Raw genomic sequence first — 15933 nt, 5'->3', positions numbered from 1 at the left:
CCCACCGCGTTCTCAGTGCCGGTGGGCGCGGTTGGCTATCGCGTGGCCTATGAACAGGTAGACCACCGCCGCCAGGCCGTAGCCGCAGACCACTCGGGCCCACGCCTCGTCGAAGGTGAACAGGTCGTGCGACCAGCCGGCGAGCCAGCGGGCCGCGTCGTGGATGAACTGGACGAACGAGTTGCCGGGGTTGGCGTCCAGGAGGTACATCAGGATCCAGAGACCCAGGATCAGGGCCATGATGTCGGCCACGACCGCCACGATCGTGCCGGCTTGATTCGCACCGTTGCGATATCGAGGGGACATACTCTCCGGATTGCCCTTGAACTCTGGATGAAACCCGGTCGGGTGTGCCACGTCCGCCGGCCTCCTCCGTGCGCTTCCCCGTGCGGCCAACCAACGTTCCCGCAAGGGTCGTTCGGGGTACACCCGCATCACCGACGATCCTGGCCCGGCCACTCGGGGAGAACGCCGGTGTCACGGGGGGAGCATGCAGGTGCCCGCGAACAGACCCGCAACCCAAGAGCCGCGGCTGACCGTCACCAGACCCCCGCGCCGGCGTCTGCGCAGAGCGCTGGCGTCGGCGCTGCCCGTCCCGGTCATCGGGCTGGCGCTGCTCGTGGCCACCGGGAACCTCCTGCTGCCGCTGCGGCACGTGGTCACCATCGAGGCCAAGATGGCCTCGAAGAGGGACTTCTTCCAGGACCCCGAGGTCGAGCGGCTGCTCATGAAGCACGGCTTCCGCATGCACATCACCAACATGGGTTCCCGGGAGATCGCCCAGCAGGACCACGAGGGGTACGACGTCGTCTTCCCCTCCGGCCAGCCCGCCGCCGACCTGATCAGCCGGGAGCGCGCCCGGGCGAACCGTCCGGTGCTGCTCTACCGCCCCTTCGTCAGCCCCATCGTGCTGGCCACCTACCGCGACTACGCCGAGGTCCTCACGGCGGAAGGCGTCGCGCAGCGCCTGCCGGGACCGGGCGGGCGGCCGCTGTACTACACCCTCGACATGCGGAAGTTCATCGATCTGGCCCGCGGCAAGCGGAACGGCACTCGGCGCGACGCCGACAACGGCTACCGCTGGGACGAGATCGACCGCCACGACCGCGTCCGCAACGGCAACAAGATCCTCGCCCAGACCTCGGACATCTGCGAGGCCAACTCCGCCGGCACCTACCTCGGTCTCGTGGCCTTCGTCGAGCACGGGAACGACGCGCCGGACCACGAGGCCGAGGCGGAGCAACTCGCCCGCACGATCAAGCCGCTCCTCGTCGAGCAGGGCCTGCCGTCCTCCGAACGGGCCGAAACGTATCTGTCCCCCGACGGGCAGAGCATCGCCCCCGTCTCGGTCATCTACGAGCACCAGTTCCTCGCCCACCAGATCAGGCACCAGGCCGAGAAGGGCGCGACGGACGACGAGCGCGTCCTGCTCTACCCGTCCACCCGGTTCGTCACCGAACCCCAGCTCGTCGCGCTGACCGGCGACGGCGCCCGGCTCGGCGAGCTGGTCAGCGAGGACCCCGAACTCCAGCACCGGGCCATGGAGCTGGGATTCAGGGCCCGCAACGCCACCGGCGGCGCGGCCGGTGACGAACTCACCCGGTTCCTCACCGAGCGGCGGATCCCGGTGCCGACCACATCCTCCGACGACACCCGGGCCGTGCTGCCCAGCCTGCCGCTGCTGGAGAAGATGATCGAGATCGTCGGCGACTGCCCGGACCGGACGGACAGCCGGTGAGGCGCGGCGCGGGCCTGCTGGCCCTCTGCCTCGTGCTCGTCGCCTCCCTCGTCACCGCCTGCTCGGGCGGCGACGGCGACGACCCGGTCCGGCTGCGCGTGCTGGCCGGCCCCGACCTCGCCGTACTGGCCCCGCTGCTCGGTGAGCTGCGGGACGAGACCGGTGTCGACCTGCGCATGGAGCACCGCGCCGACGCCGAGACGAGGAACCCGGACCGCGACCGGTACGACCTCGCGTGGCTGTCCTCCGACAGCTATCTGCGCCTCACCGACAAGAACGCGACCAGGGGGCTGCAACGCACGCCCACCATGACGTCCCCCGTCGTCGTCGGCCTGAAGCCCGAGGTGGCGCGGCAGTTGCGCGCCCGGGTTCCCGGTGCCCGGCTCACCTGGGCCGACATCGCCGACGCCGCCGCCACCGGCAGAGTCCGCTTCGGCATGGCCGACCCCCGGCACGCCGGCAGCGGGCTCGCCGCCCTCGTCGGCGTCGCCACCGCCGCGGCCGGCACCGGGGCCGCGCTGCGCCCCGAGGACGTCTCCTGCGACCGGCTGCGCGGCTTCCGCTCCGGCCAGACCCTCACCGCCGACACCGGACCTGCCCTCGTCGACTCCTACGCCGACCACCAGGGCGAGGCCGACGCCCTCATCACCTACGAGTCCGACCTGCTCGCCCTGAACGCCTCCGGCCGCCTCGACGACCGTCTGGAGGTCGTCCGCCCCGAGGACGGCATGGTCCTGGCGGACTTCCCGCTGCTCCTGCTGAACCCGGCCCACCGCACCGCGTACGACAAGGTCACGCAGTGGCTGCGCCGCGACTCGGTGCAGCGGCAGATCATGCGGCACACCCTGCGCCGCCCCGTGAACACGACCGTCACGCGGGACGCGCGGCTGCGCGAACCCGTCGGCAACGCGCTCTTCTACCCCGACCGGCCCGCCGTCGTCGAAACCCTGCTGGCGGACTACGGCGATCCCGGCCGCCGCACCACCAGCCAGGTGGTCTTCCTCCTCGACTTCTCCGGCTCGATGCGCGGCGCCCGGATGACCGCACTGCGCGAGGCCTTCGCCGGGCTCAGCGGCGCGGACCCCTCCGCCTCCGGCAAGTTCACCCGCTTCCACCGGGGCGAGCGGCTGACCGTCGTCCGCTTCGGCGGCCGGGTGCTGGGGGAGAAGACCGTCACCGTCACCGGGCCGAAGGACCTGGATGCCCTCGCCGACACCGTCGCCCGGGGCGGCTACGGCGACGCCACCGCCGTGTGGTCCGCCCTCGACCACGGCTACCGCACCGCCGCCCGAGCACGGGCCGCCGACCCCGACCGTTCCGTCTCCCTCGTCCTGATGACGGACGGCGAGAACAACGCGGGCCTGACCTACGCGGAGTTCGTCCGCCGCCACGACGCGCTGCCCGCCGCCGTGCGCGCCGCCGTCCCCACCTACCCCGTCCACTTCGGCGAGGCCGACGCCCGCGCGCTGCGGCGCGCGGCTGCGCGGACGGGCGGACGGATGGTGGAGGCCGCCCGCTCTTCCCTTTCCGAGGCTTTCAAGGAGATCCGTGGCTGTCACTGACGCACTGTGGTGGAGCCTTTGGTGGCCGTGGATGACGGTCTGGCTGGTGACGGCCGCCGGCGCCGTGGTGCTCGCCGTGGTCCTGGTGCGCCATGCCCGGGAGCGCCGCAGGCACCTGCGGCGCTGGCAGTCGGCGTACAGCATCTGCCTGTACCTGGACGAGCAGGCGGTGATGGACCTGTGGGAGCTCGGCAACTACCGGTCCGCGCTGGAGGAGGCCGTCGAGCTGCGGACGAAGGTCGACACGAGTGTCGGCTTCTGGAGCCGGGTGCTGACCTTTCTGTTCCGGTTCCGGCTGAAGCGGGACGTCAGCCAGGAGACGTTCCGCAAGTTCGTGCGCAAGGACAAGCCGATCAACGTGATCGGCGTGGTCATGGAGGCCTTCGACCGGGCCGACGCCATCGTCCACGCCGACCTGACCACCCTGACCGTCGTCCCCAACCGGAACCTGTCCGCCAACCTGGCGGACGGCCGTGCGGTGACCCTGAGCCGCATCGGCGAGTTCGTCTCGGTCAAGGGCGTCTTCACCCGCGTCCCGGACGTGGCGGAGGGATTCGAGCTGCGGGCCGAGTACGGAGACGAGCAGCCCCCGGTGTCCATGCGGGTCGTGGCCCCGGGGAACGCGCGCCGCTCGATCCCGGCGGGCACCTTCACGGCCCGCTGCCTCGGCAAGATGACCGGCTGGCGCGAGGAGACCCGCGAGGTGACGCTGGAGGCGATCGCGATCTTCTGGTGACGGCCGCTCACCGGGAGTTGAGCTCGGCCAGCACCCGCAGGGTGTGCGGGTCGGGTGCGAGGGCCAGAAGGTCCGTCACCGGGCCCTTGCGCCACGACTCCAGCCGCTCGGCGATGCGTTCACGGGGGCCGACCAGGGAGATCTCGTCGGCGAAGGCGTCGGGGACCGCCAGCACGGCCTCCTCCCGGCGGCCGGAGAGGAACAGCTCCTGGATGCGGCGGGCCTCGGCCTCGTAGCCCATGCGGGCCATCAGGTCGGCGTGGAAGTTGCGGGCCGCGTGCCCCATGCCGCCGATGTAGAAGCCGAGCATGGTCTTGACGGGCAGCAGGCCCTCGGCGACGTCGTCGCAGACCCGGACCTGGGCCATCGGGGCGACGAGGAACCCCTCGGGGAGGTCGCCCAGGGCCGGCCCGTAGACCTCCGGCCGGGTCGGCGACCAGTACAGCGGCAGCCAGCCGTCGGCGATCCGGGTCGTCTGGGCGACGTTCTTCGGCCCCTCCGCGCCCAGCAGGACCGGCAGGTCCGGGCGGAGCGGGTGCGTGATCGGCTTGAGGGGTTTGCCGAGGCCTGTGGCGTCCGGGCCCCGGTAGGGGTGGGAGTGGAAGCGGCCCGCCAGTTCGACGGGGGCCTCGCGGCGCAGCACCTGCCGCAGGACGTCGACGTACTCGCGGGTGGCGGTGAGCGGCGAGGCGGGGAACGGGCGGCCGTACCAGCCCTCGACGACCTGCGGGCCGGAGAGGCCGAGGCCCAGCATCATGCGGCCGCCGGACAGATGGTCCAGGGTGAGGGCGTGCATCGCGGTCGTGACCGGCGACCGGGCCGCCATCTGCGCGACCGCCGTGCCGAGCCGGATGCGGGAGGTGTGGGCCGCGATCCAGGTGAGCGGGGTGAACGCGTCCGAGCCCCAGGACTCCGCCGTCCACACGGAGTCGTAACCGAGCCGCTCGGCCTCCTGCGCGAGGGGCACATGGCCGAGGGAGGGGCCGCGGCCCCAGTAGCCGAGCGCGAGACCGAGCCGCATGCCTGCCTCCTGACGGTGTGTCAGCTGACGGGACGCCGACTGTACGACAACGGCCCCCCGCCCGGAAGGGCGAGGGGCCGGGTGGTGCTGAGGGGCTCAGCCGCGCTGGATGCCCGACGTGTCCTGAAGGACACCGCGGCGGCCGTCCTGCGTCTGGGCGACCAGGGCCGCACCGCGCTGCTCGACGGCCAGGTACCAGGTCCCCGGGGCGAGTTCGGCGATCGGTGTGGGCGAGCCGTCCTCCGCGAACAGCGGCCGCGGCACCGGCACCGCGAACCAGAACGGGGAGAAGTCCCCGGCCGGCGGCTGCGGCTGCGGCTGGGCCTGCGCCTGCTGGGGCTGGCCGCCGAACGGCTGCCCGGGCTGCCCCGGCTGCGGCTGGCCGTAGCCGCCGGGCTGCTGCGCGCCCGGGTAGCCGTAACCACCGGGGGGCTGGGCGCCGTAGGGCTGCGGGGCGGCCGGACGGGGGGCCGGGAGCAGGGCGCCCTTGAGGGCCGGGACGAGGGGGGTGGCGAGGGCGGCGGCGGCCATCAGCAGTGTGGCGACGAGGGCGAGGATCATGCCGATGCCGGGGCTCGGCAGGAAGTCGCTGTTGGTCCCCTCGATGTTGTCGTAGCCGCCGGTCACGTCGAAGATGTTGCCGAGGGCGCTCCACGCGGCGAACACCGTGAAGGCGACGCCGAACGGGACGAGTTCCAGCCCCGCGATCTTCGGCGCCTGCGGCAGACCCCGGCCGACGACGACGAGCGCGGCGCCGATGATCCCGGCCAGCACGACGCTGAACACGACCGGGCCGCTGCCCCACAGGCTGGGGAGGTCGACGCTGTCGGGGACATTGTCGAACGAGTAGAGGTCGAGGAACGACGCGATCAACAGCAATACCGCTGCTCCGATCACCACGCCGTCGCCCCGAGTGAGGGAGCGGATATTCACTTCAGGTCCTTCGTAGGTCGTCTCATCGTCGGTAGAGGCGTCGCCGTCACCATGCCGCCGTCCGGACTCGGTGTGAAGCGCGGGGGTGGCCCCTCATCGTAAGGAGGACCCTATCGTCCGCCCCATCAGGGTGTCCGCCGGGATCTGCCGGTCCGGGACTACCCGCGCAGAAAACTCACGATTCCCTCGGAGATCCCTTGCGCCGCCTTCTGTCGCCATGCGCCGCTGGTGAGCAACGCCGCGTCCTTGCTATCGCGCATGTTGCCGCACTCGATGAACACCTTGGGAACCGTTGACAGATTGAGACCGCCCAGGTCCTTACGCGTGACGAGTCCGCCGCCGTCGCCGACGTAGTTGGAGGGCGCGCTGCCGGTGACCGCGACGAAGCGGCCCGCGACGCGCTCGCCGAGATCCCGGGAGGGACCGACGATCGCCCGGGTGTCCGCGGCACCCGCCTTGACCGAACCGGGCAGGATCACGTGGAAGCCGCGGTTGCCGGCGCCCGAGCCGTCCGCGTGGATCGAGACGACGGCATCCGCCTTCGCCTGGTTGCCGATCCGGGCCCGCTCGTCCACGCACGGCCCGTACGGCCGGTCGCCGTCCTGCGTCAGCTTCACCGTGGCGCCCTGCTTCTGAAGCAGCGTGCGCATCCGGTGCGCCACGTCCAGCGTGAACTTCGCCTCGGTGTAACCGTCGTTGGTGGACGTGCCCGTGGTGTCGCACTCCTTCGAGTTCGTTCCGATGTTCACCTTGCGGTTGATCTCGGAGGCGTGCTGGAAGTTGCCCGGGTTGTGCCCCGGGTCGATGACGACCACCTTGCCCTTGAGCGGCCCGGAAGCGGCGGGCGCGGAGGCCGAGGGCGTGGCCGTGGGCTCCGGTGAGGCGCCCGGCTCCTTGGCGTCGTCGGAGGGCGCGCTCGACGCGGCGGGCGGGGAGGACCGCACGGTCGCCTGCCCCGAACCCCCGTCGTCCCCCGGGCCGCCCACCGTCTCGTACACCAGCCAGCCGAGCAGCGCCCCCGGCACCAGCGCGGCGAGCGCGACGGTCAGGGGGCCGCGGCGGGGGCGGCGGTTCTGGGGAGGTTCGAAGTCCGGGCCTACGTACGACACGCCAGCCACCCTAGCGGCCGTCGGCGGGGGCGGCGGGCCGGAGACGGCTCGACGGGTGGCGGCAGGGCCGTGCCCGGACTTCGCGGGCGCGGCCTACGCCCCGTTCCCGCCGGCGTCCCCGTGCCGTACCGCCTCCTTCACCCGCGCCTCCACCTCCTGGCGCGGTGTGCCCTCCTGCTTCGCGTACCCGGTCACCGCCGCCTGGACGTCGCGGGCGAGATCGCGCCAGGCCCGCCAGGCCGTCTCCCAGGTGGTGGTCTGCTGGTCGCTCCACTTGGTCTGGGTGGGCGGCCCGTACGCGTCCTGGAGGTGACGCACGCGGGCGTACGCCTCGTCCGCCGCGCGTTGCTTCTCCACGAGCTCTTCGAAGGTGTGTGCCACGCGGCCGGATCCTTGGGCAGCGGCGGTCGCCCGCCGACGCGCCACGCCGCCCGTGGGCCGACCGGGCGGGGTGCGGAGGGCGCAGTTCACCCGCCCAGCCGTGCTCTCAGATGCCCGGGCCGGTGCGGCGCAGGACCCGCAGCGAGTCCGTCGCCGAGACCTCCGTGAAGGCGCCGGACGCGAGCGCCCGGAGGTAGACGCGGTACGGGGCCTGGCCGGTGAACTCGTCCTGCGGGTCGGGGAAGACGTCGTGGATGAGCAGCAGGCCGCCCTCGGCGACGTGCGGCGCCCAGCCCTCGTAGTCGGCGGTGGCGTGCTCGTCGGTGTGGCCGCCGTCGATGAAGACGAAGCCCAGCGGCGTCCGCCAGAACGCGGCGATCCGCGGGGAGCGCCCGACCAGCGCCACCACGTGCTCCTCCAGGCCCGCCTTGTGGAGCGTGCGGCGGAACGTGGGCAGCGTGTCCATCAGCCCGACCTCGGGGTCGACCGTCTCCGGGTCGTGGTACTCCCAGCCGGGCTGCTGCTCCTCGCTGCCGCGGTGGTGGTCGACGGTGAGCGCGCTGACCCCGGCCTCGCGGGCCGCGTCGGCGAGCAGGATCGTCGAGCGGCCGCAGTACGTGCCGACCTCCAGCAGCGGCAGCCCGAGCCGCCCGGCCTCCACGGCCGCCGCGTACAGCGCCAGGCCCTCACCGGCGGGCATGAACCCCTTCGCCGCCTCGAACGCGGCCAGGATCTCGGGCTTCGGCGCCGCGGGCATGGGGGTCCTCTCGGTCGTACGACGGACGGTCAGGGCGCCATCGTGCCGTACCCCCTGCCGGGAGGACGACAGGGGGTACCGGTGAGTAACGGAATCGGGCGGCGGGTCAGGCGGAGACCGTCTCGCCCGGCAGCGACAGGTCCAGGTCGACCGGGCGTTCGTCGCCCGCGTGGGTCGCGGACGAGGCGAGCGGGCCGTGCCCCGCGGCGCGTGCGGCCACGACGTAGGAGCCCTGCGCGGGGACGGCGAGCGCGTAGCTGCCGTCCTCGGCGGAGAGCGTCGCGCCGGCCCGGCGGCCGCGGCGGTCGATCAGCGTGACCGTGGCGCGGGCGACCGGAGCACCGTCCGCGGCCAGCACCCGGCCGCGAAAACCGCGCAGGACCCGCTCGGCCCGCTCCAGCGCCGCGTCCTCCTCGCTGCTCGCGCGCAACTGCGGCTTCCCGGACGGCCGTCGGCCCGGCAGGAACAGCGCCAGGAGCAGGCCCACGGCCACCGCGCCCGTCGCGATCAGGAAGGAGAGCCGGAAGCCGTGCATGGTCGGGATCTCGACGCCGCCGACGTTGTTCGCGGTGTTCGCCAGCACCATGCCGATCACGGCACTCGACACCGACGTGCCGATGGAGCGCATCAGGGTGTTGAGGCCGTTGGCCGCACCCGTCTCCGACGCCGGGACCGCACCCACGATCAGCGCGGGCAGCGAGGAGTAGGCGAGACCGATGCCCGCGCCCAGCAGCACGGAGATGACCAGGCTCTGCCAGGCGGCGCTCATCAGGCCGAGGCCGGCGCCGTAGCCGATCGCGATGATCAGCAGGCCGAGGATCAGGGTGACCTTGGGGCCGTACTTCGCGGACAGCCGGGCGTAGACGGGCGCGGTGACCATCATCGTCAGGCCGAGCGGCGCCACGAGCAGACCCGCGACGACCATCGACTGGCCGAGACCGTAGCCGGTGGACTTCGGCAGCTGGAGCAGCTGGGGCAGGACCAGGGAGACGACGTAGAAGGAGACGCCGACCATGATCGACGCGAGGTTGGTGAAGAGGACGGCGGGGCGGGCCGTGGTGCGCAGGTCGACCAGCGGGGCCTTCAAGCGCAGCTCCATCACGCCCCACAGCACGAGCACCACCGCCGAGGCGCCGAACAGGCCGAGGGTGGTGCCGGAGGCCCAGCCCCAGTCGCTGCCCTTGGTGATCGGCAGCAGGAACAGCACGAGCCCCGTGGACAGTCCGATGGCGCCCGGCAGGTCGAAGGAGCCCTCGGCGCGCATCGGCGACTCGGGCACGACGAGCAGGGTGAGGGCGATGGCGAGGACGCCGAGGCCGGCGGCGCCGTAGAACAGGGCGTGCCAGTCGCTGTGCTGGGCGACCAGGGCGGCGGCGGGCAGGGCGAGGCCGCCGCCGACACCTATGGAGGAACTCATCAGCGCCATCGCCGAGCCGAGCTTCTCGCGGGGCAGCATGTCGCGCATCAGGCCGATGCCGAGCGGGATCGCGCCCATCGCGAAGCCCTGGAGCGTACGGCCGATGATCATGAGCAGCAGATCGCTGGTGAGCGCGCTGACCAGGGCGCCGACGACCATCACGGCCAGGCTGAGGATCAGCATCCGGCGCTTGCCGTAGAGGTCGCCGAGGCGGCCCATGATGGGCGTGGCCACCGCTCCCGACAGGAGGGTCGAGGTGAGGACCCAGGTGGCGTTGCTGGGGGCGGTGTCCAGCAGTTGCGGCAGATCCTTGATCACCGGAACGAGCAGGGTCTGCATCACCGCGACAACGATGCCCGCGAAGGCGAGCACCGGGACCAGGGCCCCGCTCGCTCTGCCGGCGGGGCGGTCTGTCGTCGTCTGCGTCATTGAGGAGGGCCTCCAGGCCGGGAGCGTCGGGTTACGTGGAGTGGGAACCTTGTATGTCCAGGCAACTATTCCGTTGCTTCGGCACCCTAACGAAAACTTGACCTTTCCTTGGGATTGCGTAAAAGCCCGAGGCCGGACGCGACCTAGGACCCGGGACCGAGGCGGGGCCCGGCGAAATCCCGATGCAAGGGGTGCAAGGCGGTTGAGAGCATGACACCCATGCTCGAATCCGCCGACGCCGCCACCGCCCGCACATCCCGCCCATCCCGGACGCCCCGGCTGTCCCGGCTGCGTCCGGGCGGGGCGCCGCCGATGTGGCTCGTGGTGACGCTCACCTGCGCCGGGCAGTTCCTCGTCGTGCTGGACGTGTCCGTCGTCAACGTGGCCCTGCCGTCCATGCGGACCGGGCTCGGGCTCAGCGAGCAGGGCCTGCAATGGGTCGTGAACGCCTACGCCATCGCCTTCGCCGGGTTCATGCTGCTCGGCGGCCGGGCCGGAGACCTCTACGGCCGCAAGCGGATGTTCCTCGTCGGGCTCGGCCTGTTCACCCTGGCCTCGGCGGCCGGCGGGCTGGCCCAGGACGACTGGCAGCTGCTGGCGGCGCGGGCCGTGCAGGGGCTGGGTGCGGCGGTGCTGGCGCCCTCGACGCTGACGATCCTCACCGCCTCCGTGCCCGAAGGGGCGGCCCGGGCCCGGGCCATCGGGACCTGGACCGCGGTCGGGGCCGGCGGCGGCGCGGCGGGCGGCCTGGTCGGCGGGCTGCTCGTGGAGACGCTCTCCTGGCGCTGGGTGCTGCTGATCAACGTGCCCGTCGGGGCCGTGGTGCTGTGCGCCGCCGCCTGGTTCCTCACCGAGGGCCGGGCCGGGGACGGCCGGCGCCTCGACCTGCCCGGCGCGCTGCTCGTCACGGCCGGCCTGGCCACGCTGGCCTACGGCATCTCCCAGACGGAGGCGGCGGGCTGGACGGCACCGGCCACCCTGGTGCCGCTGCTCGCCGGACCGGCCCTGCTCGGGGCGTTCCTCGCGGTCGAGGCCCGCACGGCGAGCCCGCTGATGCCGCTCGGCCTCCTGCGCATCCGCTCGGTCTCCTCGGCGAACGTCTCGATGTTCCTGTGCGGTTCGGCGATGTTCTGCATGTGGTTCTTCATGACCCTCTACGCGCAGAACGTCCTCGGCTACACCCCGCTGGAGGCCGGCCTGGCCCTGGTTCCGAGCTCCCTCGCCGTCATCCTCGGCTCCAAGCTCGCGCCCCGCCTGATGCGCCCGATCGGCCCGCGCAACGTCGCCGCGCTCGGAACCCTGGTCGCCGTGGCCGGGTTCGCCTGGCAGTCCACGATGACGCCCGACGGCTCCTACGCCACGGTGATCCTCGTTCCCGGCGTCCTCATGATGCTCGGCGCGGGCCTGGCCGCGACCCCGCTCGCCTCCCTGGCCACGTCCGGCGCCGCCCCCGGGGAAGCGGGCCTGGTCTCCGGCCTCGTCAACACGTCCCGCACGATGGGCGGTTCCCTGGGCCTGGCGGTCCTGTCCACCCTTGCGGCGGCCGAGTCGGCGGGCAGCACGACTCCGCGGGCCCTGACGGAGGGCTACGCGCTCGCGTTCCGGGTGGGGGCCGTGGTGCTGACGGCCGGGGTCGCGCTGATGTGGGTGTGGCTGCCGCGGACGGCGGGGGAGCGGGAGGCGGTGGAGCGGGAGGCCGCCGCCTGAAAACAGTGCGGCCGGCGCGGCCCGGAACAGGGGCGTGACGACCCGTCACGGGTGCGCCGCCGCTCTTTCGGCCCGGGGGCGGTGCGGCCCGTCCCCGGGGTGCCTCCCGGCCCCGCCGCGGCCCGCGCACGGCCTTCCGCTGATGCCGGGAAACCCGCCCTGACCTGGCCTTTCAGCGCATCTGGGCCTACCGTCGACGGAAGCGGAAAGGGGACCGGATGGACCGGAACATACGCACCGTCGACGACGTACTCGCCCTGCTCGACGACCTGTTCGCACCCGAGGCCGATCGGTGGACCGGGCGCGGTGCCCACTGGTGGGACGACTTCTACGCCGACCGCTCCCGGCCCGTGCCGTTCTTCGTGGCGCGGCCGGACGAGAACCTGGTGGCAGCGGTGGAGCGGGGGTCGCTGCGCAGGGGACGGGCGCTGGATCTGGGATGCGGGCCGGGGCGCAACGCGCTGTACCTGGCGGCGCGGGGCTTCGACGTCGACGCGGTCGACCTGTCCTCGACGGCCGTCGAATGGGCCGGGGAGCGGGCCCGCGAGACGGGGGCCGGGAACGTGCGGTTCCACTGCGGGGACGCGTTCGCGCTCGGCGGCCGGGACCTCACCGGCCCGTACGACCTCGTCTACGACTCCGGCTGCTTCCACCATCTGCCACCGCACCGCCGGGTCAGTTATGTCGCCCTCTTGGAGCAACTCCTGGCACCCGCAGGCCTCTTCGGTCTCACCTGCTTCGCCGCCGGAGCCGGCGGGATGGGGTCGGAGCTGTCCGACACCGACTTCTACCGCGAGGGGGCCGGGCTGCGGGGCGGCCTCGCGTACACGCCCGAGGCGTTGCGGGAGATCTTCTCCGGCCTGACCGAGCTCGAACTGCGGCGCATGCGCGACGAGCCGGAGGAGTCCGCGTACTTCGGGAAGTCCTTCCTCTGGACGGCGTTGTTCCAGCGGGCGTGAGGTGAGAAGCCCTGCCGGACGTCCGGCAGGATCACCAAGCCGGTACGGACTGCGGCAGGCCACATGCCACCGCGACACCGATCTGACGCAGTGTCAGGAGCCTTCACAAGTGCCGGGGCCTCGGCTATACAGAGGGCGCGGGACTGGAACGCGTTTCAGTTGGCGTCCCGGTCCGGCCCAGACGGCCTCGGTGCGGCCGACGGTGCGGACGGCCGTACCGAGGTCCTTCCTCCGGCGATCAGGAGCCCCATGCCCATCGACGCAGCCAAGGCGCTCGCCGCCGGCCCCCGGACCGGCGAGATCTCCTGGGACCACAAGGACGTGCAGCTCTACCACCTCGGCATCGGCGCGGGCAGCCCCGCCACCGACCCCGACGAGCTGCGCTACACCCTGGAGTCCCGGCTGCACGTCCTGCCGAGCTTCGCCACCGTCGCCGGCGCCGGCAAACCCGGCGTGACCGGCGGCCTGTCCATGCCCGGCATCGAGGTCGAGCTGGCCCGCGTCCTGCACGGCGGCCAGAGCCTCCTCGTCCACCGGCCCATCCCGGCGACGGGCACCGCCACCGCCACCCACCGGATCGCCGCCGTGTACGACAAGGGCACGGCGGCCGTCCTCGTGCTGCGCACCGAAGTCGCCGACACCGAGGGCCCGTTGTGGACCAACGACGCCCAGATCTTCATCCGCGGCGAGGGCGGCTGGGGCGGCGACCGCGGCCCCTCCGCCCGCCTCGAACCGCCCACCGGCGAACCCGGCCGGACCGTCGAGCGGCCCGTCCGCGACGACCAGGCCCTGCTCTACCGCCTCTCCGGCGACTGGAACCCGCTGCACGCCGACCCGGAGTTCGCCAAGGTCGCCGGATTCGAACGGCCCATCCTGCACGGCCTGTGCACCTACGGCATCACGCTCAAGGCCGTCGTCGACACACTGCTCGGCGGGGACGTCACCCGGGTGCGGTCCTACGCCACCCGCTTCGCCGGGGTCGTGTACCCGGGGGAGACCCTGCGGATCCGCATGTGGCACACACCCGGATCCACCCGGGTCGCCGTCAGCGCCGTGGAGAGGGCCGACGCGCCCGTCCTCGCCGACACCGTCGTCGAACACACCTGACTCCAGAACGCCGTACGAGGGGAGCCCGCACCATGCGCGCAGCCGTACTGCACGAGATCGGCCAGGACAAACTGGAGGTCCTCGACGACGTCGAGGCGGTGGGGTTCGGGCCCGGCAGGGTGAGGATCCGGGTGCGCGCCACGGGGCTGTGCCACTCGGACCTGTCCGCGATGAGCGGGGTGCTCCCGCAGCCCGCGCCCTTCGTCCCCGGGCACGAGGGGGCGGGGGAGATCCTCGAAGTCGGCGAGGGTGTGCGTCATCTGAAGGCCGGTGACCGGGTCGTCGTGTGCTGGCTGCCCGCCTGCGGCTCCTGCCCCGCCTGCAAGCGCGGCCAGACCGAGCTGTGCCTGGCCGGGTTCATGAACGCGGGCACCCCCAACTTCAAGCGCCCCGGCGGGGACGTCTTCGGCTTCGCCGGCACCGGCACCTTCACCGAGGAGGTCGTCGTCGACGCCGGCTGCGCGGTGCCCATACCCGACGACGTGCCCTTCGACATCGCCGCCCTCATCGGCTGCGGGGTGACCACCGGCCTCGGCGCCGCGCTCAACACGGCGGACCTGGAAGCCGGTTCGTCGGTGGCGGTCATCGGCTGCGGGGGCGTCGGCATCTCCGTGATCCAGGGCGCCCGGCTCCAGGGCGCCGCGGAGATCGTCGCCGTGGACCCGGTGCCCTCGCGCCGCGAGGCGGCCCTCCGCTTCGGCGCCACCCAGGCCGTCTCCCCCGACGAACTGCCCGACGCCAAGCAGCAGATCACCGCCGGCGAGGGCTTCGATCACGTCTTCGAGGTCGTCGGCAAGTCCGCCACGGCACGCACCGCCTACGACAACACCCGGCGCGGCGGCACCCTCGTGGTGGTCGGCGCCGGAGCCATGGACGACTTCCTCCAGCTCAACATGTTCGAGCTGTTCTTCGACGAGAAGCGGATCCTGCCCTCCCTGTACGGCGGCGGTGACGTGCTGCGCTCCTACGAACGCACCATCGCCCTGTGGCGCGCGGGCCGCATCGACCTCGCCGGCCTGATCACCCACCGGGTCCCGTTCGCCGACGTCAACGAGGCACTCGACCAGATGCGGACCGGGACCGCCCTGCGTACGTGCATCGAGATGTGAGGACTCACCCCATGCCGCTGCTGCCGCTCCAGGGACTGTCCGCGATCGTCACGGGCGCGGGCCGCGGACTCGGCCGGGCCGAGGCGCTGGAACTCGCCCGGCTCGGTGCCGCCGTGGTCGTCAACGACTACGGGCAGCCCGGCCGCGACGGCACGGGCGAGGCCTGCGCGGGGCCCGCCGAGGAGGTCGCCGCCGAGATCCGCGCGGCGGGCGGCACCGCCCTCGCGCACACCGGCGACGTCTCCGACTTCACACAGGCGCGCACGCTCGTCGAGTCGGCCGTCGCCGCGTTCGGCAGGCTCGACATCCTGGTCAACAACGCTGGCATCCTGCGCGACCGCATGGTCTTCTCGATGGCCGAGGAGGAGTGGGACTCCGTCCTCCGCGTGCACCTCAAGGGCCACTTCAACACCACCCGGTTCGCCGCCGCGCACTGGCGGGAGCGCTCCAAGCGCGCCGGGGAGCCGGTGTACGGGCGCATCGTGAACACCTCCTCGGAGGCTTTCCTCGCCGGTTCCGCCGGGCAGCCCAACTACGCGGCGGCCAAGGGCGGCATCGTCGGCCTCACCACCTCCACCGCCCTCGCCCTCGGCAAGTACGGCGTCACCGCCAACGCCATCTGCCCCCGCGCCCGCACCCGCATGACCGAGGACGTCTTCGCGGGCGTCGAGCAGCCCTCCGGCACCGGCCTCGACCCGCTCGCCCCCGAGCACGTCGCCCCGCTGGTCGGCTATCTGGCCTCGCCCGGCGCCGCCCACGTCAACGGGCAGCTCCTCGTGGTGCACGGCGGGATGGTCGCCGTCGTCGAACGGCCCCGGGTCTCCGCGAAGTTCGACAGCAAGCAGGACGCCTTCACCTACGACGAACTGGAGGCCGTCCTCGGGCCGTACTACGCGGACCGTCCGGCCGGGGAGACCTTCGCGGCGGCGGAGGTGCTGGGCCTGAAACGAGGGTGAGAGATACCGAAA

Annotated in this window: 15 protein-coding genes; 8 read left to right on the top strand and 7 right to left on the bottom strand. The window is 72.7% G+C overall.

Features of this window, described 5'->3' with window-relative positions; all coding sequences use genetic code 11:
* Positions 1 to 12: 12 nt before the first annotated feature.
* Positions 13 to 306, bottom strand: coding sequence for a hypothetical protein (locus RFN52_RS11630; RefSeq protein ID WP_030837127.1), 294 nt, complete (start codon positions 304 to 306; stop codon positions 13 to 15).
* 184 nt (positions 307 to 490) lie between these two features.
* Here RFN52_RS11630 and RFN52_RS11625 point away from each other — a divergent pair, with 184 nt between their 5' ends.
* From RFN52_RS11625 to RFN52_RS11615, 3 genes are read left to right on the top strand one after another with little or no spacing between them, the layout of a single operon-like run.
* Positions 491 to 1738: a hypothetical protein gene (locus RFN52_RS11625; RefSeq protein ID WP_373308464.1), complete on the top strand. Its 1248-nt coding sequence runs from the start codon at positions 491 to 493 to the stop codon at positions 1736 to 1738.
* Positions 1735 to 3300: a vWA domain-containing protein gene (locus RFN52_RS11620; protein WP_184845765.1), complete on the top strand. Its 1566-nt coding sequence runs from the start codon at positions 1735 to 1737 to the stop codon at positions 3298 to 3300. The genes RFN52_RS11625 and RFN52_RS11620 overlap by 4 nt, the downstream gene beginning before the upstream one ends.
* Positions 3287 to 4036, top strand: coding sequence for a hypothetical protein (locus tag RFN52_RS11615; RefSeq protein ID WP_184845763.1), 750 nt, complete (start codon positions 3287 to 3289; stop codon positions 4034 to 4036). Before RFN52_RS11620 ends, RFN52_RS11615 begins: the two co-directional genes overlap by 14 nt.
* Before the next feature lie 7 nt (positions 4037 to 4043).
* Here the strand turns inward: RFN52_RS11615 and RFN52_RS11610 are convergent, their stop codons facing one another.
* The 6 genes from RFN52_RS11610 to RFN52_RS11585 all read right to left on the bottom strand — a co-directional run bounded on the left by RFN52_RS11610 (position 4044) and on the right by RFN52_RS11585 (position 10083).
* Positions 4044 to 5057: an LLM class F420-dependent oxidoreductase gene (locus tag RFN52_RS11610; RefSeq protein WP_184845761.1), complete on the bottom strand. Its 1014-nt coding sequence runs from the start codon at positions 5055 to 5057 to the stop codon at positions 4044 to 4046.
* Between the two features lie 96 nt (positions 5058 to 5153).
* Positions 5154 to 5990 carry a DUF5336 domain-containing protein gene (locus RFN52_RS11605; protein ID WP_184845759.1) on the bottom strand — a complete coding sequence of 279 codons (837 nt, stop codon included), beginning with the start codon at positions 5988 to 5990 and terminating at the stop codon, positions 5154 to 5156.
* A gap of 158 nt (positions 5991 to 6148) precedes the next feature.
* Positions 6149 to 7099 (bottom strand): N-acetylmuramoyl-L-alanine amidase, encoded by a 951-nt coding sequence (locus RFN52_RS11600; RefSeq protein WP_184845757.1) that lies wholly within the window; start codon positions 7097 to 7099, stop codon positions 6149 to 6151.
* A gap of 93 nt (positions 7100 to 7192) precedes the next feature.
* On the bottom strand, positions 7193 to 7480 hold the full coding sequence (locus RFN52_RS11595) for a hypothetical protein (protein WP_184845755.1): 288 nt from the start codon (positions 7478 to 7480) through the stop codon (positions 7193 to 7195).
* 106 nt (positions 7481 to 7586) lie between these two features.
* Complete coding sequence (locus RFN52_RS11590; RefSeq protein WP_184845753.1) at positions 7587 to 8237, bottom strand: class I SAM-dependent methyltransferase; 651 nt, start codon at positions 8235 to 8237, stop codon at positions 7587 to 7589.
* Positions 8238 to 8343: 106 nt separating this feature from the next.
* Positions 8344 to 10083, bottom strand: coding sequence for an MFS transporter (locus tag RFN52_RS11585; RefSeq protein WP_184845751.1), 1740 nt, complete (start codon positions 10081 to 10083; stop codon positions 8344 to 8346).
* A 210-nt stretch (positions 10084 to 10293) separates the two neighbouring features.
* Between RFN52_RS11585 and RFN52_RS11580 the strand changes: the two genes are divergently transcribed.
* The 5 genes from RFN52_RS11580 to RFN52_RS11560 all read left to right on the top strand — a co-directional run bounded on the left by RFN52_RS11580 (position 10294) and on the right by RFN52_RS11560 (position 15921).
* A complete protein-coding gene (locus RFN52_RS11580) occupies positions 10294 to 11790 on the top strand; it encodes an MFS transporter (RefSeq protein WP_311240935.1) in 1497 nt (498 codons plus the stop codon).
* Between the two features lie 218 nt (positions 11791 to 12008).
* Positions 12009 to 12749, top strand: coding sequence for a class I SAM-dependent methyltransferase (locus tag RFN52_RS11575; protein ID WP_184845749.1), 741 nt, complete (start codon positions 12009 to 12011; stop codon positions 12747 to 12749).
* 249 nt (positions 12750 to 12998) lie between these two features.
* Positions 12999 to 13856, top strand: a complete 858-nt coding sequence (chsH3, locus tag RFN52_RS11570) for an enoyl-CoA hydratase ChsH3 (RefSeq protein ID WP_184845747.1) — start codon at positions 12999 to 13001, stop codon at positions 13854 to 13856.
* Positions 13857 to 13888: 32 nt separating this feature from the next.
* Positions 13889 to 14965, top strand: a complete 1077-nt coding sequence (locus RFN52_RS11565; protein WP_184845745.1) for a Zn-dependent alcohol dehydrogenase — start codon at positions 13889 to 13891, stop codon at positions 14963 to 14965.
* Between the two features lie 11 nt (positions 14966 to 14976).
* Positions 14977 to 15921 carry a 3-oxoacyl-ACP reductase gene (locus RFN52_RS11560; RefSeq protein WP_184845743.1) on the top strand — a complete coding sequence of 315 codons (945 nt, stop codon included), beginning with the start codon at positions 14977 to 14979 and terminating at the stop codon, positions 15919 to 15921.
* Positions 15922 to 15933: the final 12 nt, after the last annotated feature.

Source organism: Streptomyces collinus (genome assembly GCF_031348265.1).
Taxonomy (GTDB): domain Bacteria; phylum Actinomycetota; class Actinomycetes; order Streptomycetales; family Streptomycetaceae; genus Streptomyces; species Streptomyces collinus.
The sequence above is the reverse complement of the archived record's forward strand: the minus strand, read 5'-3'. Positions and strand labels throughout refer to the sequence as shown.